The organism is Mesorhizobium sp. M0293, from assembly GCF_040321735.1.
In the GTDB taxonomy this organism is placed as follows: Bacteria; Pseudomonadota; Alphaproteobacteria; order Rhizobiales; family Rhizobiaceae; genus Mesorhizobium.
The window spans coordinates 20,003-45,980 of the sequence record NZ_JAMYSA010000050.1 but is presented as its reverse complement, the minus strand read 5'-3'; the positions used below and the strand labels follow the sequence as shown (position 1 = coordinate 45,980).

Here is a 25,978-nt window from a genome sequence, read left to right as displayed (position 1 = left end):
GCCACAATTTCGTAATCGGCGGCAAAGCCAGACTCGTAGCTTTGAGGCGGAATACTGGCGCGCCGCCATCGCGCAAGCTAGGCGCTGGGCGGCGCCCCACTCGCCTATCGGGCACCTGCAGTCCCGTCCATGTGCTAGACCTGCCGGAAGGCGGTGGCAAGGTGCTGATCTGGCCGTGCTGTGTCGAGGGGAGGGAGGGCGAGACCTGGCGGCTGAGCGGGCTGGATGGGGAGGTGAGGGGATATGTCGAGGTGGTTGGGGAGAGGAAGACCGCTCACGCTGAAAGGTGCTGGCGAATCAGCGACTAAGGTCTAAACTTGGCCTGCATTTCGTGAGGAGCAATCTCGAGAAATCTGGCAACGAAAGCGTCGGCAGCTTCATACGGGCCTAAAGGAACAATCTCGAAATCAAATGGCTCCGCAACATCATCTTCGCTCCATCTCTTTCCGTCCCAATTCATAAGGTCTCTTCGCTCCGTTACCCAGAGCCGAACATCGTATGTTTTTATGACTGAACGATCGAAATCGCCAACCTGAAAGGCCGACATTATGGCCTTTTCGCATTGCTTTTCGATGCGTCGATAATCAGGCAACTTTGACTTCAGAGGAGTGGTGAGGTCGCCGCACACCGACTCGCCACATTCGTGCATGAGTGCCGCATATGCGAACTCGGGGGGGGCGACGCGGCTCATGATTTCACAATGCTGTGCAACCGAATAGTAAACTCGTCGACCGGTATTTTGACTTACGCATTGCCCCGAGAAACGGGCTGCGAAAGCAAGGCCATAGGCCAAATCTAAGAGCGAGATTTCGCTGTTCTCTGTGTCGTCATAGTCAAAAAAATTCCCCGACCCGAGGAGGATGGTCGGGCCAACAGCGATGCGAATGCTATTTCCTGCGACCCTCATCGAAAATTTCTCATGACTGCCGTTCCATATCAGGATGTAAAATCGGATACTCGGTTATCCTATATTCGTTGGCATGGCGGGCAAAGTGGAGATATCGGATGCCGGTGACGGTAGTAGTGGGCGGTCAATTTGGATCAGAGGGCAAAGGCAAGGTGTCCGCCTACCTTGCACGGACTATGCGAGCTACCGCAGTAGTGCGGGTCGGTGGGCCGAATTCGGGACATTCTGCGGTCGACGAGAGGGGCACACTCCACACTCTGCGCCAGTTGCCTGCCGGTGCGGTTGGGACCGATACCCAAATTGTCCTCCCAGCTGGGAGCCTGATTAACCCCGACATTTTGTTGGCTGAGATACGACAGCTAGGCGTAACGCCCGCTCGGCTTCGTATCGATTCGAAAGCTTCTCTGGTTACAAAGCAACATATTGAGGAAGAGGCCAGCGGCGATATCGTTGCACGTATAGCTTCGACGGGATCTGGGACTGGCGCTGCGCTTATGGACCGCCTGTCGCGTTCCCCAAATCACCTATTAGTGAAAGATTTCCCGGAATTGGCGCCCTTTATGGAAGAGGATATTTCTTGGTATCTGCGCGGTCTATTACAGAAAGGGCAGCGCATTGTTGTAGAAGGTACGCAAGGGTTTGGATTGTCTGTATGGCACTCCGCTGATTTCCCTTATGCGACAAGTCGAGATACTACCGCCGCTGGCTTCCTTGCGGAGGCTGGCCTTGCGCCTCATGACGTTGACGATGTGGCGATGGTGTTAAGGACATATCCGATTCGTGTTGGAGGAAATTCGGGCCCATTGCCGAAGGAGATTTCATGGGGTGAGTTGGCAGTCGAAGCCAAGCTGCCGCCTGAATTTGTAGAATACACAACCGCGACGCATCGCGTCCGTCGCGTTGCTCGATTTGATTCTCTTGTCGTAAACCGAGCCATTGCGAGCAATCAGCCCCACAGGATTTTCCTTAATCATATGGACTATGTCGATCCGCAGGGTAAGAATGAATTACCTTCAGTTAAGAGTCGAGATTTTCTACGCGGGGTCGAAGCCGAGTTGAATCGGAGCGTGGATTTCGTTGGTTATGGTCCCGAAATATTGATTCCGCGCTCGTCACTGTTTTTGAGAGAAGCAATATGAGGATAAGCCTTGAAGATTTTCATAAGCAAGTAGCGGCTTTTCAAGCCGCCGTTTCAAAGTCGCAGCTCTCAGATGAGCAACGATATGATCTGTTGAAAGAATTCGATCCTTATTATGGCGAGATTCCTCCAGCTCTTTTGAACGCCGGTCACCTGGCGACTTACGCGGTTGCTACCGGTATGATTGAGCCGTTCCACACGTCCAAGCTGACTAAGCCTGCGACCTATCTTGTGTCTGCCGAGGGACCGGTTCGATACCGCAACGAACAGGGGCATGTGGAACGATTCTACCTTACAAAGGATATGAAAATGCGAGAGACGGAGTCATGTGTTCGAGACCATGTCCGTCTTGCACCCAATTCTGTTTGTTTTCTTACGCTTGAGCCGACATTTAGGATGCCCTCGTATATCGCGGCTCGGTTCAATCTCATGATTAAAGATGTTTATCGAGGTTTGCTCGTTGGCACCGGTCCTTTAGTCGATCCTGGTTTTCAGGGGAAACTTTCCATTCCAATCCATAATTTCACTTCACAGGAATATTATATTTCAGCGGGAGATGGCCTTGTTTATTTTGAATTTACCAAGATGAGCTGGAAGAATCCAGAAACAAAAACGCCCCGATTGTCCTGGCTGCCACAATCGATAGACCACCAACCACCATTTCCGGCGTCGAAAAACAGCCGGCATTCACTGGATGACTATCTGGCTCAGGCTACCGGCGGCGGTCCGCCACAGCATGCAATTCAGATAGCGGTCTCTGAAATGCGCGCTCAAGCTGACCGGGCTCGCAATCTACTAACCGTTTACACTTTGGGCGGCATTGCCGCCGCAGTGGGATTAGTTTTGACTGGGTGGTCACTCTACAATGGAGCTCAACAATTTGCCACCTCAGCGCAAACCGAACTGAGAGAATCGCGGTATCAGTTGTCAAAAGAGATGCAAGATTTGAAGGCTTTGGTTGAGAGTTACAAGAAGTAAGGTTCAGAGGTAATCCCGGCTGACGTAGTCACACTCGCAGGCCGCTTCGCCTCCATCCCACCCCTCCCATTAACCATTCGTTAACCATTCCCTCGCTAGCGTTTACCTCTCAGTAAGGATTCGCCAGCCGTGACTTTTGCCGCTCCCCTCGAGGCCAAATCCATTCGTTTTCGTGCCCGCTCCTTCGTCGCTTTCACATTGACTCCGGAAGATCCCTTGGCGGCCTGGCTGGAGGGGCTGGACCACTGGATCGGCAACTCGCCGGGCTACTTTGCCGGGCGGCCGGTGGTGCTTGATCTCAACACCTTGAAGCCCGATGTCGCCGCGATCGAATCGCTGGTCGACGTGCTTGGCCATCGCGGCATCCGCATCTACGCCATCGAGCTCGACGGCCACACCGCACTCGAGCCTAACCTGCCGCCGGTGCTGGTCGGCGCCAAGGAGGCGACGACGGACGGGTTGCTGCCCGGCCGCAAGGCGCGGGAGGATGTTTCCGGCATGTCAGAGGGCAAGGCCGAGGGCAGGGCGCCTGAAGCCGGGCCGGACAAGGACAAGGGCGGCAAGGCTGGCGCAAGCAAGGTGGACGAAAGCGAGCCGCAGGTTGCGCAGGAGGCTTCGGGCACGCTGATGATCAAGGCGCCGATCCGCTCCGGCCAGGCGATCGTGCATCCGCATGGCGATGTCATCGTGCTGGGCTCGGTCGCGTCCGGCTCGGAGATCATCGCGGCGGGTTCGATCCATGTCTACGGCACGCTGCGCGGACGCGCTTCGGCGGGTGCGCTGGGCAACAAGGGCGCGCGCATCTTCTGCCGCAAGAACGAGGCGGAGCTTCTGGCGGTCGACGGCTGGTACGTCACCGCCGAGGAGATGGAAGGTGTTTCGCGCGGCAAGCCGGTGCAGGCGTTTCTCGATGGCGAGAGCCTGCGCGTTTCGACGCTGAACTGACAGTCGTTTCGATATTTGGGCGGCCGAAGGGCCGCCCGGCAAGAACAACAAATGAACAACAACGGAGGCTTTTCAATGGGCAAGGTAGTGGTGGTCACCTCGGGCAAGGGGGGCGTCGGCAAGACGACCTCGACGGCGGCCCTTGGTGCCGCGGTCGCCAAGACCGGCAAGAAGGTGGCGCTTGTCGACTTCGACGTCGGCCTGCGCAACCTCGACCTGATCATGGGCGCCGAGCGCCGCGTGGTGTTCGATCTCGTCAACGTCATCCAGGGCACGGCGAAGCTGTCGCAGGCGCTGATCCGCGACAAGCGGGTGGAGACGCTGTTCCTGCTGCCGGCCTCGCAGACGCGCGACAAGGATGCGCTGACCGAAGACGGCGTCGGCGAAGTCATCGACAAGCTGCGCTCGGTGTTCGACTATGTGTTCTGCGACAGCCCGGCCGGCATCGAGCGCGGCGCGCAGCTCGCCATGCGCTTTGCCGACGAGGCCGTCATCGTCACCAACCCGGAAGTGTCGTCGGTGCGCGATTCCGATCGCATCATCGGCCTGCTCGACGCCCGCACCATGAAGGCCGAGCAGGGCGAGCAGATCGCCAAGCATGTGCTGGTCACGCGCTATGACGCGGCGCGTGCCTCGCGCGGCGAAATGCTGTCGATCGACGACGTGCTGGAAATCCTGTCGGTGCCGCTGCTCGGCATCATTCCGGAGAGCCAGGATGTGCTGAGGGCCTCCAACCTCGGTTCGCCGGTGACGCTGTCAGAGCCGCTGAACGCTGCGGCACGCGCCTATCTCGACGCCGCCAGGCGGCTCGAGGGCGAGGAATTGCCTGTCATCGTGCCCTTCGAACGCAAGGGCTTCCTCGATCGTCTTTTGGGAAGGAGGGCGGCATGAACCTGCTCGACATCTTCAAGCGGCGCTCCAGCGCGCCGGTGGCGCGCGAGCGGCTGCAAGTGCTGCTCGCCTATGAGCGCCGCAACCGCAGCCAGCCCGATCTCGTCTCCATCCTGCGCGAGGAGATCATGGCCGTCATCGCCAAGCACGTGCAGATCGACCAGGACTACCTCCAGGTCTCGATGGACCGCGGCGAGACCATGTCGACGCTGGAAATCGACATCCAGATCCCCAACAAGAGTGCTGTGCCGCTGGCGATGGCGGGGTGATCTTTTTTACCCTCCCCCTTGTGGGGAGGGTCGATCCGCAACGCGGATCGGGGTGGGGGTCGGCGCCAGCACCCCCACCCGGACCTGCGGTCCGACCTCCCCACAAGGGGGAGGTGGGGAGCCCAGCCCGCTCCCTCCGCGCGAGGAGCAGCGCCTGGCGTCGTTAGGACGATGATAAGCATTTGGTAATAAACCATAGGAAATGAAATGCAGGCTCAATCTGGCGTATAAGATGCCGTCGTTCTCGGCAGGGCCATGACGTGCGCATCAAGAGCCAGATCATTCTTTCCATGGTGGCCGCCGCGGCCCTGATCGGGCTGGTCGGCGGCGTCGCGATTTTTACGCAGATAGCGGCGACCAAATCGCTGGGGTTGACCGAGGCGACCAACGTCGCGCGGGAATTGGCCGACACCATCGTCTTCAAATCAACCGACGGGACGCCTTCGCTGCTCGAGCGGCCCGAGGCGCTCAAGCAATTCATGGTGAACCAGCACCGCCGCCTGCACCGGGATTTCCTGGTCCTCGACAGCAACAAGATCATCCTTGCCCATGCCGCCGACGAAGAGCACCAGGTTGGCGAGAAATTCGATCACGACCCCGGCAACGCAATCGGCCAGACCTTGGCGGACGGCATTCCGCGCAGATTTGTCGACCCGGAGGAAGTGAACGCCATACTGGCCGTTCCGATCGAACATCCCGAGGATACGATCATCGGCGCCGTGTTGCTGGAATATGACCCCGTTCTGCATGCCGCCGAGCAGCGCACCAATAGCCTGCTCTGGCTGGTTGGCCTCAGCGCGGCGGCCGCCGTGCTGGTCGCGATCGGCTTCGCATGGTTGCTGCTCAGCCGTTTCGGCTCCGGCCTCAGGGACATGATGCGCGGCATGGAAGCGCTGGCGAAAGGCAATGCCATGGCGCGCATCAGTCACGCCCGCAACGATGAATTCGGGCAGCTGGCCGATGGCTTCAACACGATGGCGGACCAGCTTGCATCGGCGCGGGCGCATGTCGAGGACATCGTCGAGACGGCTGCCGAAGGCATCGCGGTTCTGGACGGCGACGGCCGCATCGCCAGCGCCAATCCGGCGGCGGCAACGATGATCGGGCGGCGCGCCGACAAGATCGTCGGGCAGCAATGGGATTCGGTGCTGACGGTTCGCGACCCCAGGGGCGGCGCGTTCGCCGCTGGCGCTTCTCCCATCCAAATGGCGCTAGCCACCGGCCGCCAGCATCAGGGCGAAGTGCGCCTGACCAGATCCGATGGCTCGCATCTGCCGGTTATCGCCAGTTGCAGTCCGCTCAGCCGATCGGAAGGCGGTCTGGTCCTCACGCTCAACGACATCAGCGAGCTGCGGCGCGCGGAAGGGGTGGTCAACGAACGTGCCGATCAGCTGGCGCTCCTCAACCGCGAACTGCACGAGAAGTCCGAAACCACGACCCGTCTGGTGAAGCTTGGAGAACTGCTGCAGGCCTGCGTCACCTTCCCGGAAGCGTTCTCGGTGGTCGGCACCGCCATGGCCGAGTTCCTCGGTGGCTTGAGCGGAACCGTCCACTTGACCAGCGCGTCGCGCAACCTGGTGGAAGAGATGGCCCATTGGGGCGACGTCCGCTCGAGCGCCACGCAATTCGCGCCGGAAGACTGCTGGGCGCTCAGACGCGGCCAGGAACATGTCGCCGGCCCCGGCATGCTCACGCCGCGCTGCGCGCATATCACCGAGAACGGCAAGAAGGGCTATGTCTGCATGCCTCTGGCGGCGCAAGGCGAAACGCTGGGCATCCTTCATCTGTGCGAGCCGAATGCGGCCGAGAAGCCGCAATGGCTGGCTGAAAGACAGCAGATCCTGCGCGGCGTCGTCGACACGCTGGCGCTGGCGCTGGCCAATCTGCGCCTGCGCGAGACGCTGCGGCAGCAGTCGATCCGCGATCCGAACACCGGTCTGTTCAACCGGCGATATCTCGAGGAGACGAGCAGCCGCGAACTGCGCCGGATGGAGCGCTCGGGCCAGCCGCTGGTGGTCATCATGCTCGATGTCGATCATTTCAAGCAGTTCAACGATACGTTCGGCCACGAAGCCGGCGACCTTGTCCTCAAGCAGGTCGCCGCCACCTTGATCGAGCATGCCAGGGATAGCGATGTCGTGTCGCGCTACGGCGGCGAGGAGTTTGCCCTGGTCATGCCGGGAAGCTCGGTCCAGGAAGGTGCCGAGCGGGCGGAAGCGCTGCGCCAGGCAATCAGGAAGCTTCATTTGACGCATCGCGGCCGAACGCTGGGCACCGTCACAGCCTCGTTCGGGGTCGCCGCCTACCCCGAGCATGGCGTGGGCTGGGCCGAGTTGACCAATGCCGCGGATCACGCGCTCTACGATGCCAAGGGTAACGGGCGCGACCGGGTCGCCATCGCGCTGGGCAACGCGCCCGGTGAGCGACCTCCGATCCAGTTGGTGCCAGCCCCGAAAGGCAGCTGAGACGCTTTCGGGGTAGGGCACTCAGTCTCATCCGCGATAATCACCCAGCGCCCGCCAAGCCGGATCAGGCGAGTTCTCGGCGGCACATCTCGCCCGAGGTCTCCCGGCGCGGGCTTTGCCTTGCGAGCCACGGGTCTTGCCGCCCTTCAGAACCCCCTCACCGTGAGACAAGGAACAAGCTTTTCCACGGCAGCGGCATCGGTTGCTCGCCTCATCCAGTCCCAAATGTCCCAAATTAACCTTTGTGCCAACGCGGGCTTCCCCTACGCAATTAGTGGATGTAGGCTATATTAGTAATTCGTTAAGTTCCCAGTTGAGGTGTGCGTAAGGGGAGTTCGGTCATGAACTTCAGAGGCCTGATCAAGCGTGCTGAAGAGGTAGATAAAGCAGTCCAGGACCTGCAGTTCGAATTGGCGGACCAGGATCTGCAGATCGAATTGGCGGACGCGCTGGATGCAAGTCTCGACGCCGAGGATCTGGCACCGCCAAAGAGCGACGATGTCCCCGATCCCGCCGCAGGACCTGACGATCCGCCACCCGAGGCCAATGCGGCAAATGCGGATGATGCGAACAACGCGGACAGTACGGACGATACGGACAGGTCCGAAACCGCGCCACGACTGACACCCCATACCCAGACCCGACTGGCTGCATTGAGTGCCTTTGAAGGGCTCTTCCATGACGCCAGGGATTATCTGGAAGAGATCAACGACAAACTGTCGGAGATCGGGACCTCACACCATTTGACGCGCGAATTCCTCAACATCCTTCACAGCGACATTCTTCGCGCCAACGAACTGGAGCTGGTAAATGCCGGCCTGGCCGCCGAACAAAGAACGCTGACGGAAAAGCTGCACGACACGGTGAGAAAGCTGCGCGAGCGTGAAGGCGCTTTCGAAGTGCTGCAACAGCGCGAGACAAGCCTGGTTCAGGACAGGGAGGGGCTTCGTGCGGCGCTTGCCGCGACAAGGCTGGAACTCGTGGAGACAGCCAATGCGAACGCCAAACGCGAGGCGGAGTTCGGCGACATCGCCAAGCGGCTGACCGGCAGAACGGTCGAGGCCAACAGGCGCCTGCGCGAGAGCAAGATGCTGCGGGAAAAGCATGTCAGCCTGTCGATCGAGCTCGACAAGGCGCTGAAGCGGGAATCCCAGGCGCGCCACAGGCTCGACGAACTCTCGACGATTCACGCCAGCGAAGCCGCGCGGCTCGCAGAACTGCTGGCCGCGCTCGGCAAGAGCGAGAAGGAGGAGATGCGGCTCCAGAAGTCGCTTGAGGCCGCACAGGCGAAGCTGTCGGAAACAACCGAAGCGGCCCGCATGATGGAAGGCGACAGGGAAGCCGAGCTGGCTCGCAGTCAGGCGGAAATACGCGGGTTGGGTTCGGAGATCCAGAATCTGCAATCGCGATTGGAGCAAACCTCGAACGAGAACAGCGACGCCGTCAGCGAGATCGCCAGGCTCAAGAGTGAATTGAACGACACCCTGGCCGAAAAGAAAATCGCCGATGAAAGATTGTCCGCGCTCACCGACGAGAACGAAAGCGACAAGACAAGCCTTTCGAAGTTGAACGCCAATCTTTCACAGCTTGCGCTGCAACAGGCATCGGAACAGATACAGTTCGATGTCCAGAGGCAGGAGTGCGAGGACCTCAGGGCCGAAATCGTGTCGCTCAATGCCCGGATCAAGGAGTTGCTGCCCTACGAGCGGCTCCACAAGGCCACCAACGGCAGACAGCGCGAGGGTGAGGTGGTCGAGATTGCCGGCGTGATGGCGGAGAAGGCACGGGCAACGGGCAGGCGGCGCACCCGCAGGACCCTCCGCGCGGCGACTTAGCTCAATTCGTCATTCCAGGATGCTCCGCGACATCGCTTCGCCGGCCGGCCGGAGGTTGGCCTGGACGACAGCGCCAGGAGGGGAGGCCGGCACCTCATCCGGAGAGTAAACCAATGGGCACCGGCCAGGCGGATCGACAGGTCCGCCGCACAGGCAAGCTAGCGTGCCTCACCTCTGCAAGGCATTGGTGCGATCACGGAAGGTGCGAGCGGCAATCTCCTGGACTTCTGATTCGAACCATGCGGCGATCCGCCAGCCGGCAGGCCACGAACGCGTATGGGAAGCGATCGCGTGGCCCTCGCTTTTATGCATGTCGTTGACCCAAAACCGCTGCGCACTTTTGGGCGACATGCATCAGTCGAGCGGCTCGTGCTGGTAAAGCTCGTCCATGCTGAGCGATGCCAGGGCGCCGAAAGGAGCCTGCTTTTTCACCCGGCCGCCGCTCAGGATAACCACGTCGTCGCAGAACGAGATGGTGCTGTGATGGTGGCTGATGACGATGGTCGTGCGGCGGCCGGCTCTCGACTTCAGGGTCTCGACGATTGCCGCTTCCGACAGTCCGTCCACCGCGTTGGTGGCTTCGTCCAGGATGAGGAGATCGGGATCGCGCACCAGGGCCCTGGCCAATGCGATCCGCTGCCTCTGTCCCGCCGACAAATTGACACCCCTGTAGCCGACCAGCGTCTCGTAACCCTGAGGCAGCCGTTCGATGAATTCATGCGCTTCGGCCAGTTTTGCGGCGCCCTCGGCGTCGCCGACTGTCGCCGCGTCCTGCCCGTAGGTTATGTTTTCAAAAATGGTGCCATCGACCAATTCCAGCTCCTGGCTGGCCAGGGCGATGTGCCGTCGCCACTGGCTGGCGTCGATCCGGTCGAGCGGCGATCCATCAATCAGAATCCTGCCGGTGTCCGGTTCCACAAAGCGGCACAGGAGATTGACGATCGTCGTCTTGCCGGCGCCCGAGCGGCCGATCAGCGCCGTCGAGCGGCCGCTGCCGATTTCGAACGTCGCCGCATGCAGCACCACTTCACGCCGATCCGTGCCGGAATAGGTGAAGGTCACATCATCGAACCTGATGCCCTGGCGCAGACCGTGGAACGGCCCGTCGCCTTGCGGTGGTTGCGGCTTGCCAGTGGGATCCAGCATCCATGTCACCTCTTCGAGCGATCCGCTCAGTCCTTGCAGCTGGCTCCACGACCCTTGCAGGGCCCGCATATGCGGCTGCAGCCTGTAGAGCAGTATGACGAACGCGATGATCAGCGGGAAACTCACTTGCGCCAGCCAGGCGCCGATCACCACCGCCAGGAACAGCATGGCGTGGAGAACCTCCGTCAGCGGCGGCAACGCTCCCTGGCGCACAAGCAGGGCGAAAGAGGCGCGGCGAACCGCATCGGACGCCGTATCGAATATCGCCTTCTCCCGGTTCTCCTGTCCGAAGATGCGGATCAGGCGTCCGGCATGCACAAGGTGGAGCATCTGCGAGGCGAGGTGGCCGTTGCGCGAAGCGACGCTGCGGCTTGGCTCCTTCAGATTGGCCGAGAGGATGGCGTGCGCGATCTGGACGAGCGCCAGTCCGAGCGTGACCAGCAGCGTCATGCGCCACGAAAGCAGCAGCAGGAAAGCCAAGAGGATGATGGCGGCCGATGCGCTGACGATGGCCGACAGCATGATCTGGATCGCATCGGACGCCCGCCAGGATTCGTTGGAGATGATGTTGAGCAGGCGTCCGGGACTCTGCCGCAGGAAGAAGGGGTAACCGACCCGCAAGAGCTGCTCCGACAAGGCGCTGCGGATCGAATGACTTGCCTTGCCGGAGATGAAGGTCGTCAGCAGCGTGTTGGCGAAGGCGAAGACGTTCTTCAGCACGATCGAGCCGAGGATGGCGACCGAAATGGCGACAAGCCGGTCGCGTTCGCTCAAGCCCGATCCGACGTGCTGGAGGACAGCGGAGAAACCGGCCATTCCCGCCGCATCCCCGTGTCCCATGATGATGCCCAGCAACGGGATGATCAGGCCGATGCCGAACCCTTCGAGGGCAGCGCTGACCAGACCGAGAACCACCACGGCCGGAAGCAGTCGCAGTTGCCGCTTTCCGAACGCTCGGAACAGCATCGGCAGGCTTGGCGGTAGCAATGGCATTATAGCATTTCACCTCGCCTGGGCATTGGCTTGTTGATCTTGCCGCAACGGAGCCTGCGGCCGTCTCGCCAGCAGGAGAACCGCGAACCTGGCCGCGCCGAGCAAATTCATGGAGACGATCGGCCAGTGCGACAGGTTGAGTTCACGATCGAACGCAGGCCCGCCCGCCAATTCGCGAAAAGCCCCTCTTGCGGCCCAGTAGAAATGGCGAAGCAGCCAGGGCGCATGGCGAACATGTTTCAGGCAGAGCCCGCCATTGCCCAGGCTATAGTCGCGGTGGAGCTTTTCGATGGCTTTGCGATCCCGCCGGCCGTGATGATGGAATATCGTCATGTCAGGCACATACTCGACCGGGATGCCGAGCAACATCGCTCGCACGAGGTAATCGGTGTCCTCGGCCGACCGCAGGGGGCCGCCGGCGCCGAAGCGTTCGTCGAAATAGCCGATGCGGGCCGCGACATCGCGGTGCATCGTCATGTTGCAGCCCAGCACAAAACCGCCGGGATGAACATCTGGTGTCAGCCGCGCGCGCACAAGCGACCGCTTGATGGTGAACGGCAAATCCCTGGGATCGCCAAGCTCGACACGACCTCCCCGGATGAGCCATCGTTCCCCGGACGCATAATGTCGCTCCAGATCGCGCAGGTAGTCGCGATGGACCGCGCAATCATCATCGACGAAGACCAGCACATGGCCCCGCGCGCGCCTCAGCCCGGCGTTGCGGGCAGCCGCCAATCCGGGACGCGGCTCGCAAATGGCCGTGAATGGAATGTCCGACATCTCGGCGATGCTGGCCAGGCGTTCGGCCGTGCGGTCGCTCGAACCGTTGTCGACGACCACGAGTTCGGCCGCGAAGCCGGCATGTGCGCGGCACGCGGCTTGCACCGACTTGATGCAGGCCTCCAGCACGGCGACACGGTTGCGCGTGCAGATGATGAAGCTGACTTCCGGCGCCGATCGTTCCGGGCGGGGACCGGTCGAAGCGGCGCCAAGCGCCGTCGAACGATCGCGCTGCAGGGGTTGGTGGGCTTTGACGATCATCCCTCAGCCCGCCTGATAAGGTGCCAAAACCGCCGCAGCGGGCGCGGATTTGAAGAAGTATGCCATGGCGTCCGCTTGCCTGCTGGCCGACAGCGAGGCGAGGCTGAGCCAGGGCGCCCAGGCGCCGGGCCGCAGCGCATATTGCTCGCGACGCCGGATGACGTTCCACTTCGCGGTCCGCGTCAGCAATTCATGCGTCAGCGGGGGCTGCTTTTCGTCGGCTACGAGCTGGTAGATGAAATAGAATAGGTTCAGCGCACCGGCCTCGAAGCTCGGCCGCGTCGCGGCCGGCAGCGAGCAAATCTCCTCCTCCAGCGCGACGATGAAGTTGGCCGCACGGGTAACGGTGTCGTGGCTGACCGTGTCGCCAATGTCGCGCAGGTCCCGCGTGGTTTCCGCCAGGCCCTCGCGCTCGAGGTTCTCGGCCACGATCCGCAAATGCGTCCTGCGCATCTCCTTGACGTGCCGGCTGGTCACGCTTGCCTGATGGACGCGGTACACGACCAGGTTTTCGGGCATCATGGCTGCCGGGTAACGGCCGGCCAGCCGCCTGAAAAGATCGAAATCCTCGGCGTGCCTGTAGGTCTGGTCGTAGTGGAGAACGCCGTCGTTGACGATCTTCCTGTTGAAGACCACCGTCGGGTGCATGAAGATCGTGAAGAACATCGCCAATATAGGGATGCGGCCGAACTGGAACACCGGATCGGGCTTGCCCCTGGCGATGCGGCCGCGGATCAACATGTCGACGCCGGCGCCGCAGAAGCCCAACTCGGGCCGCCGTTCAAACAGCGCCACCTGGCGCGACAAGCGCCAGGGATAGGCGACATCGTCGGCGTCCATCCGCGCGACCAGCTCGCCCCGGGCGACCGCCAGCCCTTCGTTGAGCGTCGCGACGAGGCCGTGGTTTTCGCGCGAGATGATCGAGATGCGGCTGTCGGCCTCCCGGCATCGCTCGAGGATCTCGAGCGAATTGTCGGTTGACCCGTCATCGATCGCGATGATTTCCAGGCGGCCGTAATCCTGCCGCAGGATGCTTCCCAGTGCGGCGGCGAGATAGGGCCCGGCATTGTAGACCGGCAGCAGGACGGAGACGAGCGGCGCGGCGGTCATCGTCTTGCATCCGTTCGCTGGAGGTCGAGCGATGGCGTCCTGCCATCGGGCGATCCGCCGGCCGCCCTCGCGAGCCAACCGCCATGGCCGGTCTGTGCGGCACTGGCGCGTGCGACATAGGGGAAGTGGCGCTTGAGGCTGTTGAGCGGCCTTTCGAAAACCACCCAGGAAATCGAGGCCACGACGATTGTGGCTGCGCTTGCAACCAGGAACCGCCCTGGCCCTTGCTCCGAGACATTGAGCGGAATCCAGGGCTGCGACTTGACGGCGAGCGATAGCAATATCGGATGATAGAGATAAACGCCGTAGCTGATGCGGCCGAGACCAAGCAGCGGCGGCAATTCGGCAAGCTTGCCGAGGCGGCCGCCAAGGCCGCGCGAACAGGCGGCGACGATGACCATCAGCGGCACCAGGGGCAGGACTTGCCGCACCAGCCAATGGGCCCATTCCAGGGTCGGATCGGCAGGGGCCGGGACAAACCACTCGATCATCAGGAATGCGGCCGCGAAGGCAGGCCAGCCGAGCCGCATCCATTGCGGCAGGCCGGCGCCCCTGGACCGCCAGCAGGCAAGCAGCGCACCCGACGCCAGCGCATCCATGGATGCCGGCGGCAGCAGGTCGCGCGCCAACGCCGGGTTGGCGGTGACCGGCCAATAGAAGCGATAGGCCAGCGACAGCGCGATGACGCCGATGCAGATCGTCTCGAATCGGCGGCGTGGGGCCAGCAGGACGACCAGCGGCCAGGCGAGATAGAACTGCTCCTCGATGCTCAAGCTCCAGAAATGGCACAGCACCCAAGGGTTCCAGTCATTGCGTAGCGCATACCAGAAATTCGACAGATAAAGCGCATGCCAGACCAACGACCCCCTGGACTGGTCCAGGTCGACCAACCAGACGAAACCCAGGACGGCAAAATAGGGCGGGAATATCCGCAGCGCGCGCCTGATGTAGAAGGATCGCAGCGCGGGGCCGGTTTCAAATTCGGCCGCCGAACGCGCTTCCAGGAGCAGGCGCGTGATCAGGAAGCCGCTTAGCACGAAGAACAGCCGCACGCCGATATGGCCCCAAAAGGAAGATCCTCCCGCCGCGAAGAAATGGGAATACAACACCATCGTCACGGCGATGGCCCTCAGTGCATCCAGTTGGATGTCGCGAGCGTTTCCCATTAGCGGCTTCCGCCGGCGTGATGTCCGCGACGAAGTTGCCAGCTGGCCGTTTCGAGCGGCAGGCCAAGGGGGACGAGCTTCCCCAGAGCGCCGGCACCGTCAAACCCGCGCCTTTCGAGTCCGATCGGGGCGAGTCCGATCGGGCCGGGCTCGAAATCGACGGACGCACAGTTGGTCAACCTGGTGGGATCCTCCACGGCGTATGTCCAGTCGCAAACGAGTCCCCCAGGAGATCGTTCGGCTACGGCATTGTGCGGCGCAACACAAAAAATCTACCCGGCTGAAATACTTATGTGAGCAAGCGCTAAAAATTGACATAACCGGTCATCTCTCGCCGGTTTTGGCGATTTTTCTCAGATTTTAAATCCTATGGTTTAAGTCGTGTCGACATTCCCGCTTCGATTGATTGGGAATAGGTCTTGGCCTATAGGAACAAGAAAGCCATGGCTCTTTGGTAGATCGTCGAAATTTTGCAATCTATATTTATACTATATGGATTAGATCATGTTTCCGCGGAGAAATTAGTCGAAGTCATTGGCTTTGCGCGGTGCAGCATGGTCGCCGGATTTTCGTCGGTTGCCGCCCGGCTCCGGCTGAGCGGGCCTCTGCTGCGGGCCGCCAGCCATCACACCGCCTTGAACACCACCGTCTGAGCCAACCCGCCGCCCTTGCGGTTTTCCAGCGTCACGGTGCCGCCGTAGCGCTCGATGATTTCCTTGGCGATGGCGAGGCCGAGGCCGGCGCCCGGAATGGATTGCAGGCGGCCGGGGTCGACGCGGAAGAAGGGCTCGAACGCCTTGTTCAGCAGCTCCGGCGGAATCCCCGGCCCATGGTCGGAGATGGTCAGCACGGCGCGGTTGTTCGCCACGGCAAGGTCGATGCGGCACGCCTTGCCATGGGTGGCGGCGTTGACGATCAGATTGCGCAAGGCGCGGCGCAGGCCGAGCGCGCCGGCCCGCACGCAAACCTTGTCCAGGTGCCCGATGGAGACGGGATGGCCGAGCGACACCATCTCGGCTTCGATATCGCGCACCGTCTTTTCCAGATCGACCGGTTCGACGGCGTCCTGGTTCACCTCTTCGCGCACCAGGCGGATGGCGCTGTCGGCGATGCGGTCGAGCTCGTCGAGGTCGTGAAGCCATTTGTCGCGCTCGTCGTCGAGGAACTCGGCGCGCAGCCGCATGCGCGTCATCGGCGTGCGCAGATCGTGGCCAGCGGCGGCGACCAGCCGCATGCGGCTTTCCATGGCGGTTCGCAGCCGCGACGAGAGCTGGTTCAGCGCATGCGCGGTGGCCTTGACCTCGGCCGAACCCACTTCCGGCACCGCCGCCAGCACGCCATCCGATCCGATCTTGGAGACGGCGGCCTCCAGCATCTCGAGCGGCCGGATCAGTACGGAGGTGAAATAGACCGACACCGCCGTGGCGCCGGCTACAATCAGCGAGATCCAGCCGGCCAGAACCAGCCATTCGCGCCGTGGCGGATTGATGTGGGGAACCTCCATGATCGCCCAGCGATTGTCGGGCAGGCGCACCGATGCAAGCTGGCCGGGTTCATCCGCCTTGTCGTTGACGACGGCCAGGACATCGAGGCCCCGGCGGCGCAATATGTCGTTGAGCATCGCCGTTTCCGCGCGATCCACCTTGCCGCCAGCCGGATGGTCGCTGAATTGCACCCGCAGGACGTCCGGGATCGGGCCGGGCAGAAGCCCTACCACCAGTTCCATCTGTTGGGCGACCCAGGGCACGGTCAATTCCGGAGGCGGCCCGCCGCCCCGAACGCTGATGACGGCGGCCGTTGCCAGGGCTACCACGCCGACGATCGAGGCGACCAGCAGCAGGATGAGTCGCCGGCGCAGCGAGTTCACGCCTGGCTCTCCACCGTGTCGACGCGCGCGGTGAGCTGGTAGCCGCCGTTGCGCACTGTTTTGAACAGCGGCCCGTCGCCGGTATCGCTGAATTTGCGGCGCAGCCGGCTCACCAGCACATCGACCGAACGTTCGAGTGGGTCGCGCTCGCGGCCTTGCGTCAGGTCGAGAAGCTGGTCGCGTGACAGCAACCGGCCGGGACGGTCGAGAAACACCTGCAGCAGGTCGAACTCGGCGCCGGTGAGATCGACGGCCAGCCCTTGCGCATCCGTCACCTTGCGGGTGTCCGGCTCCAGCCTGTAGCGGGCAAAGCGGTAGACACGGGCGCGCGGCGGCGCAGGCACCTCATCGGGCGTCGAACGCCTGAGCACGGCGCGGATGCGGGCGGTGAGTTCGCGCGGATTGAAGGGCTTGCCGAGATAGTCGTCGGCGCCGAGTTCCAGGCCGATGATGCGGTCGACATCCTCCTTCAGCGCCGTCAGCAGGATGACCGGGATGTGCGGCTTGCGGTCGCGCAGGCTACGGCAGATATCGAGCCCCGAGCCGTCCGGCAACATGACGTCGAGCACGATCAGGTCGAATTGGCCCTGGCCAAGCTTCTGTTCGCATTCGCGCCGGTCCGCCGCCGCCGAGACGCGAAAGCCCTGGCCGTCGAGATAGCGCTGGAGAAGCGTCCTGATCTCACGGTCGTCGTCGACGACGAGGATATGGGGTTGTGACTGCATCATCGTGCCCTTGCCCGTGATTGTAGGGGCTTGGCCGCGATTATAGGGAGAGCCGCGCCCAAGCGGCATGGAAAATTGCAACTGAATGTTTCCGGCCGGCGCGTGGAAACATTCGGAAACAAATTGCCCTTTTGCGGAAACCTTCGGCAACACGCCGACGCGAAGCGGACAAACACGCTTCCTATCCTCTCATTTGTCCGAAGCATGAGAGAAAGGAACACCGTCATGCGAAGCAGATTTCTTGCGCTCGGCCTGTTTTCCGTCGCCGCAATTCACCCCGTGCTGGCGGCACAGCCCGATCCGGGCCCCGGCGAGGCGCCACCGGTCATGGCAATGCAGGATGGACCCGACCATGGCCCAATGGCTTGGTTCGGCCAGAATGGGCCCGGCCCGCATGGACCGATGCGGCATGGTCCGCAGGGTTTTGGCCCGCAAGCTTTTGGACCGGAAGGCTTTGGCCCTCGCCGCATGGGGCCGCCGCCGGAATTCATGCTGGCGGCCCGGCTGGCCGCGCTTGAGACCCGCGTCGGCATCCGCACCGAACAGCTCGACGCCTGGCGCGACTATACCAGCGCGCTGCAGGCCGTGCTTTCGCCGCCGCGGCCCGACCATGGGCGGCCCGGTGGCCCTGATGGCCCCGGCAATCCTGAAGCGAAAGGCCCCGACACATCGGGCCCGGGCGGCGGGCCAGATCCCTTCGCCTTCCAGGAGAAACTGGCCGACGACGTCACTGCTCGCGCGGTCTCCGCCGGCAAGCTGAAGGAGGCGATCGCTGAACTGCGCGCCAAGCTGACCCCCGAACAGCTCGAACTCCTCGCGTCGGCGGAACCTCCGCATGGACCACCCCCCGGTCCCTGGGGCGGCCCGCCGGACGATGCAGCCGGCCCCAGAGGCCTGCCTAACGATGGCAGGCAGCTCCCGCCCCAGCCCAGGAACGACTGATAACCCTGACCGGCTGCACCGGCCCGGTACCCAACCCGTTCTCGGGCCGGTCGGCTCTTCAGGGCGGGCGTATCTCCGCCATTCCCTCGTTTCAGTCCAATTCGAATCACGCATGGAAGCACGACAATGTGGGAAGCCATGATCATGCTGCGACTGCTCGCGTCCGCCAGTCCGAGATTGTCGTTCGGCCATGCCGGACGCGGTCTTCCGCTGTCCGGACGCGGTATCCCGCTGTCCGGACGCGCCATGCCGCTGGCCCTGCCGGTCGACACACTGAAGGGCGCGATCCGCCTGAGCTTCGCCGCCTGGCGGCTGTCGCTTCCGCTTTCAGGTTCGCCAAACAGCCACGGAAACCATGACCGCAAGATCGCGTGAGACTCCGGCAAGGTGGTTGGCATGTCGGCGCTGATCGGCATAATGACGCGATGGGCATCGCGGCCGGCTACTCGATCCTCGGGTACGCTCCGGCCGCCGAGAAGGAGCGCGACATGAGCCGCTTCGAAGCATCGCTCGACGTTGCCCGCAAGTGCGCGCGGCTCATCGTCATGACATCGGCCGGCATGCCCTCGACCGAGCGGCCCGACGCCAACGCGCACGCAACTCCAAGGAAAGATCCAGGCCATGACTTTCAAGCCTAGCCAGTTTCGTTTGGCCAATCCACGCCGTCTCGCGCCCTGGGCCGCCATGCTCGCCGCTACCGTTCTGCTGGCCGCCTGCTCGCAGGAGAACAGCGCTCCAGCCGGCATGGGCGCGGCCGGCAAACCGGAAGTCGGTTTCGTCACCTTGCATCCGCAATCGGTCGCGATCACAGCCGAATTGTCGGGGCGCACGGCGGCCTCGCTGGTTGCCGAGGTGCGCCCGCAAGTGAATGGCATCATCCAGCAGCGCCTGTTCAAGGAGGGCAGCGAGGTGGCGGCGGGGCAGCCGCTCTACCTGATCGATCCGGCAAGCTACAAGGCGGCCTATGACAGCTCGGTCGCGGCGCAGCAGAAGGCGGAAGCGGCGGTGCCTACGGCGCAGGCCAAGTTCGACCGTTATGCTGGCTTGTTGAAGCAGAACGTTGTTTCCAAACAGGATTATGACGATGCCGCCGCCACGCTGGCGCAGGCCCAGGCCGATGTCGCCTCGGCCAAGGCGAGTGCCGAGACGGCGCGCATCAGCCTCGACCGCACCTCGATCACCGCGCCGATCGCCGGCCGCATCGACAAATCCACGCTGACGCCTGGAGCGCTGGTCACCGCCAACCAGGACACGGTGCTGACCACCATTCGCGCGCTCGATCCGATCAATGTCGATGTCACGCAATCGAGCACCAATCTGCTCAATCTGCGCCAGGCGATCTCGGAAGGGCGGCTGAAGTTCAGCGGCCCCAATGTCAGCGTCAAGCTGAAGCTCGAGAACGGCACCATCTACGCGCAGACCGGCAAGCTGGAATTCGCCGGCGCCAATGTCGACCAGACCACCGGCACCTTCGCGCTGAGGGCCGAGTTCCCCAACCCCGACCGCCTGCTGCTGCCCGGCATGTATGTGCGCGCGCTGGTCGAGGAAGGCGTCGCCCAGAACAGTTTCCTGGTGCCGCAGCGCGCGGTCAGCCGCAACACCAAGGGCGAGGCGACGGCCATGGTCATCAATGCCGCGGGGAAGGTCGAGACGCGGGTGCTCGCAGTGCGCAACAGCGTCGGCAACAACTGGCTGGTGGATTCGGGTGTCGGCGACGGCGATCGTGTCATCGTCGAGGGCATGCAGCTGGTGCGCCCCGGCGGCGATGCGACGGGCGTCGAAGTGACGATCGACGAGACAACCGGCGAGGTCAAGGATCGCGGACAGACGTCAGCCATACCCGGCTCTTCCCAGACGGATAGCGGCAAGCAACCGGCGCCTGCCGCCGCGACCGGGAACTGAGCGATGTCCGTATTCTTCATCAATCGGCCGATCTTTGCCTGGGTGATCGCCATCGTGATCATGCTGGGCGGCCTCTTGGCGCTCACCTCGCTGCCGATCTCGCAATATCCGCAGATCGCGCCGACCACGGTCAACATCAGCGCCACCTATCCGGGCGCTGATGCGCAGACGGTGGAAAACTCGGTGACGAAGGTCATCGAGCAAGGCATGACCGGCATCGATAATCTCGACTACATGACAGCGACGTCGACCTCGACCGGTTCGGCCTCGATCACGCTGACCTTCACCACCGCAGCCGATCCCGACACCGCCCAGGTGCAGACGCAGAACAAGCTGCAGCTGGTGCAGTCGCAGCTGCCGCAGGTGGTGCAGAGCAATGGCATCACCGTTTCCAAATCCTCGACCGGCTTCCTGATGGTCATCGGCTTCGTCTCGACCGACGGCAAGATGAATTCGACCGACCTCGCCGACTATGTCGATGCCACCGTCAACGACACGCTGAAGCGCGTCGAGGGTGTAGGCTCGACGCAGCTGTTCGGTTCCGGCTATGCCATGCGCATCTGGCTCGACCCCGACCAGCTCGCCAAATATGCCTTGATGCCGAGCGACGTTGCTACCGCGATCGAAGCGCAGAACACGCAGGTTTCGGCCGGCCAGCTCGGCGGCCTGCCGGCGCGCAAGGGCCAGCAGCTCAATGCCACCGTGACGGCCAAGAGCCGGCTGCAGACTGCCGAGCAGTTCCGCAACATCATCCTGAAGAGCCAGACGGACGGCTCGCTGGTCCGATTGAATGACGTCGCCACCGTCGAACTCGGCGCCGAAAGCTATACGACGCAAGCCAACTACAATGGCAAGCCGGCGGCCGGCGTCGCCGTCAACCTGGCGACCGGCGCCAACGCCATCAACACCGCCGAGGCGGTGCGCACGACGATCGCCCGGCTGAGCTCGACCTTCCCGCAAGGGGTCGAGGTCGTCTATCCCTACGACACCTCGCCGTTCGTGCGGCTGTCGATCGAGGAGGTGGTCAAGACGCTGGCCGAGGCGATCGTGCTGGTGTTCCTGGTGATGTTCATCTTCCTGCAGAATTTGCGCGCCACCATCATCCCGACGATCGCCGTGCCGGTGGTGCTGCTCGGCACGTTCGGCGTGCTGTCGCTGTTCGGCTATTCCGTCAACACGCTGACGATGTTCGCTATGGTGCTCGCCATCGGCCTTTTGGTCGACGACGCCATCGTCGTTGTCGAGAATGTCGAACGCGTGATGCAGGAAGAAGGCCTGTCGCCGAAGGAGGCGACGCGCAAGTCGATGAAAGAAATCACGGGCGCTCTGATCGGCATCGCCACCGTGCTTTCGGCGGTGTTCGTGCCGATGGCTTTCTTCGGCGGTTCGACCGGCATCATCTACCGGCAATTCTCGGTGACTATCGTGTCGGCGATGGTGCTGTCCGTGCTGGTCGCTCTGGTTCTGACGCCCGCATTGTGCGCCACCATCCTGCGACCACCCAAGGACCATGCGACGCAGACGGGTCCGTTCGGCTGGTTCAACCGCGTCTTCGATCGCGGCACAACAGCCTATCGCAACGGCTCGCACGGCATCATCAACCGGTCCTGGCGCTTTCTCGTCGTGTTCCTGGCCATCGTTGTCGCCGTGGGTTGGATGTTTGCACGGCTGCCGAGTTCGTTCCTGCCGGAAGAGGACCAGGGCATCCTGATCACCAGTGTGCAGCTGCCGGTCGGCGCGACGCAGGACCGCACCGAGCGCGTGCTGGCTGAAGTGACCGACCATTACCTCAAAGAGGAGAAGGATGCCGTCGATGGGGTATTCACCGCTTCCGGCTTCGGCTTCGGCGGCGCCGGGCAGAACGTCGGCATCGCCTTTGTGCGGCTGAAGGATTTCGACCTGCGGAAATCGCCTGCCATGGCCGCACAGGCGATCGCAGGCCGCGCCATGGGTGCGTTCTCCAAGATCAGGGATGCGCAGGTCTTCGCGCTTGCCCCGCCCGCTATCCAGGGGTTCGGCAACACCAACGGCTTCGATTTCTATCTGCAGGACGTCAATGGCGCCGGCCATGACGCGCTGATCCAGACGCGCAACCAGTTGCTGGCCCTGGCCGGGCAGAGCAAGGTGCTCGCCAACACAAGGCCCAACGGCCAGGAGGACCAGCCGCAATTCTCGGTCGACATCGATCAGGAAAAAGCCAGCGCGCTGGGCGTCAGCCTTGCCGACATCAACAACACGCTGTCGACCGCATGGGGCAGCGACTACGTCAACGATTTCATCGACCGCGGCCGGGTGAAGCCTGTCTACCTGCAATCGGATCCGAATTTCCGCATGCAACCGGAAGACCTGGGGAAATGGCAGGTCCGCAATGCCAACGGCGCCATGGTGCCGTTCTCGGCCTTCGCCTCCAGCCACTGGACATTCGGCTCGCCCAGGCTCGAACGCTACAATGGTTCGGCGGCGGTCGAGATCCAGGGCGCGGCGGCCACAGGCGTCAGCTCGGGTGCCGCCATGGACGAGATCGACAAGCTTGTCGCGCAGCTGCCCGCCGGATACTCCCACGAATGGACCGGGCTGTCGCATCAGGAGAAGCTGTCCGGCAACCAGGCGCTGTCGCTCTATGCGATCTCGGCGCTGGTCGTCTTCCTGTGCCTGGCAGCACTTTATGAGAGCTGGTCGATCCCGTTCGCGGTCATGCTCTCGGTGCCGATCGGCATCTTCGGCGCGCTGCTGGCGGCGAGCCTGTTCGGCCAGTCCAACGACGTCTATTTCAAGGTCGGCCTGCTGACCACGATCGGTCTCGCCGCCAAGAACGCCATCCTCATCGTCGAGTTCGCCATCGAGCGGCAGACAGCCGGGATGGGGCTCATCGAGGCGACGCTGGAGGCGGCGCGACAGCGGCTGCGGCCGATCCTGATGACGTCGCTGGCCTTCATCCTCGGCGTGCTGCCGCTGGCGATCGCCAGCGGCGCGGGCTCCGGCGCGCAGAACTCAGTCGGCATCGGCGTCATGGGTGGCATGATCGCGGCGACCGTGATCGGCGTGTTCCTGGTGCCGCTGCTGTTCGTCACGGTGCGCCGCATCTTCAAGGGCAAGGTGGCAAAACAAGATACGGGCGAGACGCCGGTGACGGCCAACCAGCAATAAGGAAACTTCACATGACAGGTTTGGAACGTGGCTCGGTGGCCGCGGGGCGGCTCCTTGCGCCTATGCTCACCGCTGTCCTGCTCGCGGGATGCGTCGTCGGTCCGGATTATCAAACGCCCATCCTGGCGATGCCGGCATATTGGAGCGGCCAGAAGCCGACAAAGCCGGCCCAGCCGGCGCAATTGTCGAGATGGTGGCAGCGGCTGCGCGATCCCGCGCTGAACACGCTTGTCGACGAAGCGGTTGCCGGCAACCTCGATGTCGCCACCGCCAGGGCCAAGATCCGCGAGGCCCGCGCCAGTTATCGCCAGAGCACCGGCACATTGCTGCCATCGATCGACGGCTCCGGCTCCGCGACCCGCAACAAGTCCGCTGAAACCACATCGGGCTCGAATGCCACCTACAACGAATACCAGGCCGGCTTCGACGCCAGCTGGGAGCTCGACCTGTTCGGCGCCAACCGCAGGGGCGTCGAGGCCGCGCGCTACGGGCTGGACGCCTCGCAGGAGGAGTTGCGCTCAACGCTTCTGACCCTGGTCGGCGACGTCGCATCCACTTATGCCCAGGCGCGCGGCTATCAGGCGCGCATCGCGCTCGCCAGGCGCTCGGCGGTATCGCAGCGGCAGACGGCCGAACTCACCCGCACCATGGCGCTGGCGGGCACGGCAACCGCCGCCGACGTCGCCAAGGCGATGGGGCAAGCGAGCAGCACCGAAGCCGCGGTCCCGACACTGGAAGCAAGCTATGCCGAGGCCGTGCATCGTCTCTCGGTGCTGACCGGCCGCCCGCCGGCTGCACTCAGCGAGCGGCTGAAGGGCGGCGCGCCGATCCCGACGCCGCGCCTGCCGATCCCGACCGGCATTCCCGCCGATATCCTGCTGTCGCGTCCCGACGTGCGCATGGCGGAACGGCAATACGCGCAATACACCGCCAAGATCGGCCAGGCCGAGGCGGCCCGCTATCCCTCGGTCAGCCTGACCGGAGACATCAGCACGGCGGCGCTGAAGCTCGGCGACCTCGGCAAGAATTCGTCGATCGGCTGGTCGTTCGGGCCGACGCTCAGCGTGCCAGTGTTCAATGCCGGCCAGCTCAAGGCGGCTGTCGAGATCGCCAAGGCGCAACGCGATCAATATTTCATCGCCTACCGGTCTTCGGTCCTGACGGCGCTGGAGGATGTGGAGAACGCGCTCGTGCTGTTGTCACAGGAGCGCATCAGGATCGGCAAACTGGCCTCTTCGGCGAAATCCTATGGCGATGCGGCACAGCTCGAAGGCATGCTCTACAAGGCCGGCGAGACCAGCCTTCTCGACGTGCTCGACGCCCAGCGTTCGCTCTACTCGGCCGAGGATTCGCTGCTGCAGAGCCGCGTCCTGCTGGCGACCAACTACATTGCCCTCAACAAGGCGCTTGGCGGCGGTTGGGACGGTGCGGTCGACAGCGCGAAGCCGGAAATCGTCGACGCCAAGACCGGTCCACGGCTGGCGGCGGCGCAGTAACCGGCTCCCGGTTTCCTGGCCGTGTCCTAGCAGTCAGTCGGCTGCTGTCTCATGACAGGCGGGCCGGTTCGGCCTATCCCGATGCCGCCGACGCGGCTTGCGCCGAGCGGCAGGGAAGGGTGAAATTGAAATGACATCGACGCCGGTAGCCCGTCGCGAAGCCGCGCCCTTGCCCGTAGCGGCGCTGATGGGGGCCATGGTGTCGATCCAGATCGGCGCTACCTTCGCCAAGGGACTGTTCCCGCTGATCGGCGCGCAAGGCACGACGACGCTGCGGCTCGTCGTCGGCGCGCTGATGCTGATCGCGGTGCTGCGGCCCTGGCAGATGCGGCCGTCGCGCGCCACCTTGCCGTGGCTGGTCGCCTATGGGGTGACGCTGTGCGCACTCAACCTCCTGTTCTACGCCGCACTTGCCACCATTCCACTCGGCATCGCGGTGGCACTGGAGTTTTCCGGGCCGCTTCTGGTGGCGACGCTGGCCTCGCGGCGCGCCACCGACTTTGCCTGGATCGCGCTGGCGGTGGCCGGCATCGTGCTGTTATCGCCCTTCGTTCATTCACTCGCGCCGCTCGACCCGACCGGAGTGATGCTGGCGCTGGCGGCCGGCGGCTTCTGGGCGCTCTATATCGTGCTGGCCCAGAAAGCCGGCGCGGAACTGGGCTCGCGCACCACCGCCTATGGCATGGCCATCGCCGCCGTGCTGGTGCTGCCCTTCGGCGTGGCGCAAGCGGGAACCGCGCTGCTGGCGCCGGCGATCCTGGTCGGTGCCTTGCTCGTTGGCCTGTTTTCGAGCGCGCTGCCGTTCTGGCTGGAGATGGTGGCGCTGACCCGGATGCCGGCCCGCATCTACGGCACGCTGACCTGCCTGGAGCCGGGACTGGGCGCGCTGGCCGGCTTCCTGTTCCTGCACGAGAGCCTGACCACCACGCAATGCGCCGGGATCGCAGCCGTCATTGCCGCGGCTTTCGGTGCCGCGGTCACGTCGAAGCCACCAGTGCCGTCGCCGGAGTAGGGG

The 25,978-nt window shown here is 63.2% G+C and carries 21 protein-coding genes; 14 read left to right on the top strand and 7 right to left on the bottom strand.

Annotated elements, in window-relative coordinates; genetic code table 11:
* Positions 1-304 precede the first annotated feature (304 nt).
* Positions 305-907, bottom strand: a complete 603-nt coding sequence (locus NKJ06_RS19695; protein ID WP_352810437.1) for a hypothetical protein — start codon at positions 905-907, stop codon at positions 305-307.
* Between the two features lie 98 nt (positions 908-1,005).
* Here NKJ06_RS19695 and NKJ06_RS19690 point away from each other — a divergent pair, with 98 nt between their 5' ends.
* The 7 genes from NKJ06_RS19690 to NKJ06_RS19660 all read left to right on the top strand — a co-directional run bounded on the left by NKJ06_RS19690 (position 1,006) and on the right by NKJ06_RS19660 (position 9,428).
* Entirely contained in the window at positions 1,006-2,046 is a 1,041-nt protein-coding gene (locus NKJ06_RS19690; protein WP_352810435.1) for an adenylosuccinate synthetase, read from the top strand.
* Complete coding sequence (locus NKJ06_RS19685; RefSeq protein WP_352810434.1) at positions 2,043-3,023, top strand: dCTP deaminase/dUTPase family protein; 981 nt, start codon at positions 2,043-2,045, stop codon at positions 3,021-3,023. The genes NKJ06_RS19690 and NKJ06_RS19685 overlap by 4 nt, the downstream gene beginning before the upstream one ends.
* Before the next feature lie 129 nt (positions 3,024-3,152).
* Positions 3,153-3,968, top strand: a complete 816-nt coding sequence (gene minC, locus NKJ06_RS19680) for a septum site-determining protein MinC (protein WP_352810433.1) — start codon at positions 3,153-3,155, stop codon at positions 3,966-3,968.
* A 75-nt stretch (positions 3,969-4,043) separates the two neighbouring features.
* Entirely contained in the window at positions 4,044-4,859 is an 816-nt protein-coding gene (gene minD, locus NKJ06_RS19675; protein WP_352810439.1) for a septum site-determining protein MinD, read from the top strand.
* Positions 4,856-5,128 (top strand): cell division topological specificity factor MinE, encoded by a 273-nt coding sequence (gene minE, locus NKJ06_RS19670; protein WP_024501686.1) that lies wholly within the window; start codon positions 4,856-4,858, stop codon positions 5,126-5,128. The genes minD and minE overlap by 4 nt, the downstream gene beginning before the upstream one ends.
* 260 nt (positions 5,129-5,388) lie before the next feature.
* Positions 5,389-7,593 carry a sensor domain-containing diguanylate cyclase gene (locus tag NKJ06_RS19665; protein ID WP_352810432.1) on the top strand — a complete coding sequence of 735 codons (2,205 nt, stop codon included), beginning with the start codon at positions 5,389-5,391 and terminating at the stop codon, positions 7,591-7,593.
* A gap of 341 nt (positions 7,594-7,934) precedes the next feature.
* Positions 7,935-9,428 (top strand): coiled-coil domain-containing protein, encoded by a 1,494-nt coding sequence (locus NKJ06_RS19660; protein WP_352810431.1) that lies wholly within the window; start codon positions 7,935-7,937, stop codon positions 9,426-9,428.
* Between the two features lie 354 nt (positions 9,429-9,782).
* Here NKJ06_RS19660 and NKJ06_RS19655 read toward each other — a convergent pair whose 3' ends face one another.
* The 6 genes from NKJ06_RS19655 to NKJ06_RS19630 all read right to left on the bottom strand — a co-directional run bounded on the left by NKJ06_RS19655 (position 9,783) and on the right by NKJ06_RS19630 (position 17,476).
* The gene (locus NKJ06_RS19655) at positions 9,783-11,567 is read right to left on the bottom strand and encodes an ABC transporter ATP-binding protein (RefSeq protein ID WP_352810429.1); all 1,785 of its coding nucleotides are present in this window, start codon (positions 11,565-11,567) and stop codon (positions 9,783-9,785) included.
* A gap of 9 nt (positions 11,568-11,576) precedes the next feature.
* The gene (locus NKJ06_RS19650; RefSeq protein WP_352635257.1) at positions 11,577-12,608 is read right to left on the bottom strand and encodes a glycosyltransferase family 2 protein; all 1,032 of its coding nucleotides are present in this window, start codon (positions 12,606-12,608) and stop codon (positions 11,577-11,579) included.
* 3 nt (positions 12,609-12,611) lie between these two features.
* Positions 12,612-13,718, bottom strand: coding sequence for a glycosyltransferase family 2 protein (locus NKJ06_RS19645; protein WP_352635255.1), 1,107 nt, complete (start codon positions 13,716-13,718; stop codon positions 12,612-12,614).
* Complete coding sequence (locus NKJ06_RS19640) at positions 13,715-14,884, bottom strand: acyltransferase family protein (RefSeq protein WP_352635253.1); 1,170 nt, start codon at positions 14,882-14,884, stop codon at positions 13,715-13,717. The genes NKJ06_RS19645 and NKJ06_RS19640 overlap by 4 nt, the downstream gene beginning before the upstream one ends.
* A 625-nt stretch (positions 14,885-15,509) precedes the next feature.
* Positions 15,510-16,751: an ATP-binding protein gene (locus tag NKJ06_RS19635; protein WP_352635251.1), complete on the bottom strand. Its 1,242-nt coding sequence runs from the start codon at positions 16,749-16,751 to the stop codon at positions 15,510-15,512.
* The gene (locus NKJ06_RS19630; RefSeq protein ID WP_352635284.1) at positions 16,748-17,476 is read right to left on the bottom strand and encodes a response regulator; all 729 of its coding nucleotides are present in this window, start codon (positions 17,474-17,476) and stop codon (positions 16,748-16,750) included. Before NKJ06_RS19630 ends, NKJ06_RS19635 begins: the two co-directional genes overlap by 4 nt.
* A 225-nt stretch (positions 17,477-17,701) precedes the next feature.
* Here NKJ06_RS19630 and NKJ06_RS19625 point away from each other — a divergent pair, with 225 nt between their 5' ends.
* From NKJ06_RS19625 to NKJ06_RS19595, 7 genes are all read left to right on the top strand, one after another.
* Positions 17,702-18,418 carry a hypothetical protein gene (locus NKJ06_RS19625; RefSeq protein WP_352635249.1) on the top strand — a complete coding sequence of 239 codons (717 nt, stop codon included), beginning with the start codon at positions 17,702-17,704 and terminating at the stop codon, positions 18,416-18,418.
* Positions 18,419-18,562: 144 nt separating this feature from the next.
* On the top strand, positions 18,563-18,793 hold the full coding sequence (locus tag NKJ06_RS19620) for a hypothetical protein (protein WP_352635247.1): 231 nt from the start codon (positions 18,563-18,565) through the stop codon (positions 18,791-18,793).
* Between the two features lie 50 nt (positions 18,794-18,843).
* Positions 18,844-19,056, top strand: coding sequence for a hypothetical protein (locus NKJ06_RS19615; RefSeq protein WP_352635245.1), 213 nt, complete (start codon positions 18,844-18,846; stop codon positions 19,054-19,056).
* Positions 19,040-20,320, top strand: coding sequence for an efflux RND transporter periplasmic adaptor subunit (locus NKJ06_RS19610; RefSeq protein ID WP_502905637.1), 1,281 nt, complete (start codon positions 19,040-19,042; stop codon positions 20,318-20,320). Before NKJ06_RS19615 ends, NKJ06_RS19610 begins: the two co-directional genes overlap by 17 nt.
* Positions 20,321-20,323: 3 nt before the next feature.
* Positions 20,324-23,467 carry an efflux RND transporter permease subunit gene (locus NKJ06_RS19605; RefSeq protein ID WP_352635243.1) on the top strand — a complete coding sequence of 1,048 codons (3,144 nt, stop codon included), beginning with the start codon at positions 20,324-20,326 and terminating at the stop codon, positions 23,465-23,467.
* Positions 23,468-23,478: 11 nt separating this feature from the next.
* The gene (locus tag NKJ06_RS19600; protein ID WP_352635241.1) at positions 23,479-24,963 is read left to right on the top strand and encodes an efflux transporter outer membrane subunit; all 1,485 of its coding nucleotides are present in this window, start codon (positions 23,479-23,481) and stop codon (positions 24,961-24,963) included.
* 130 nt (positions 24,964-25,093) lie between these two features.
* On the top strand, positions 25,094-25,975 hold the full coding sequence (locus tag NKJ06_RS19595; protein ID WP_352635239.1) for an EamA family transporter: 882 nt from the start codon (positions 25,094-25,096) through the stop codon (positions 25,973-25,975).
* The last annotated feature ends 3 nt before the right edge of the window (positions 25,976-25,978 follow it).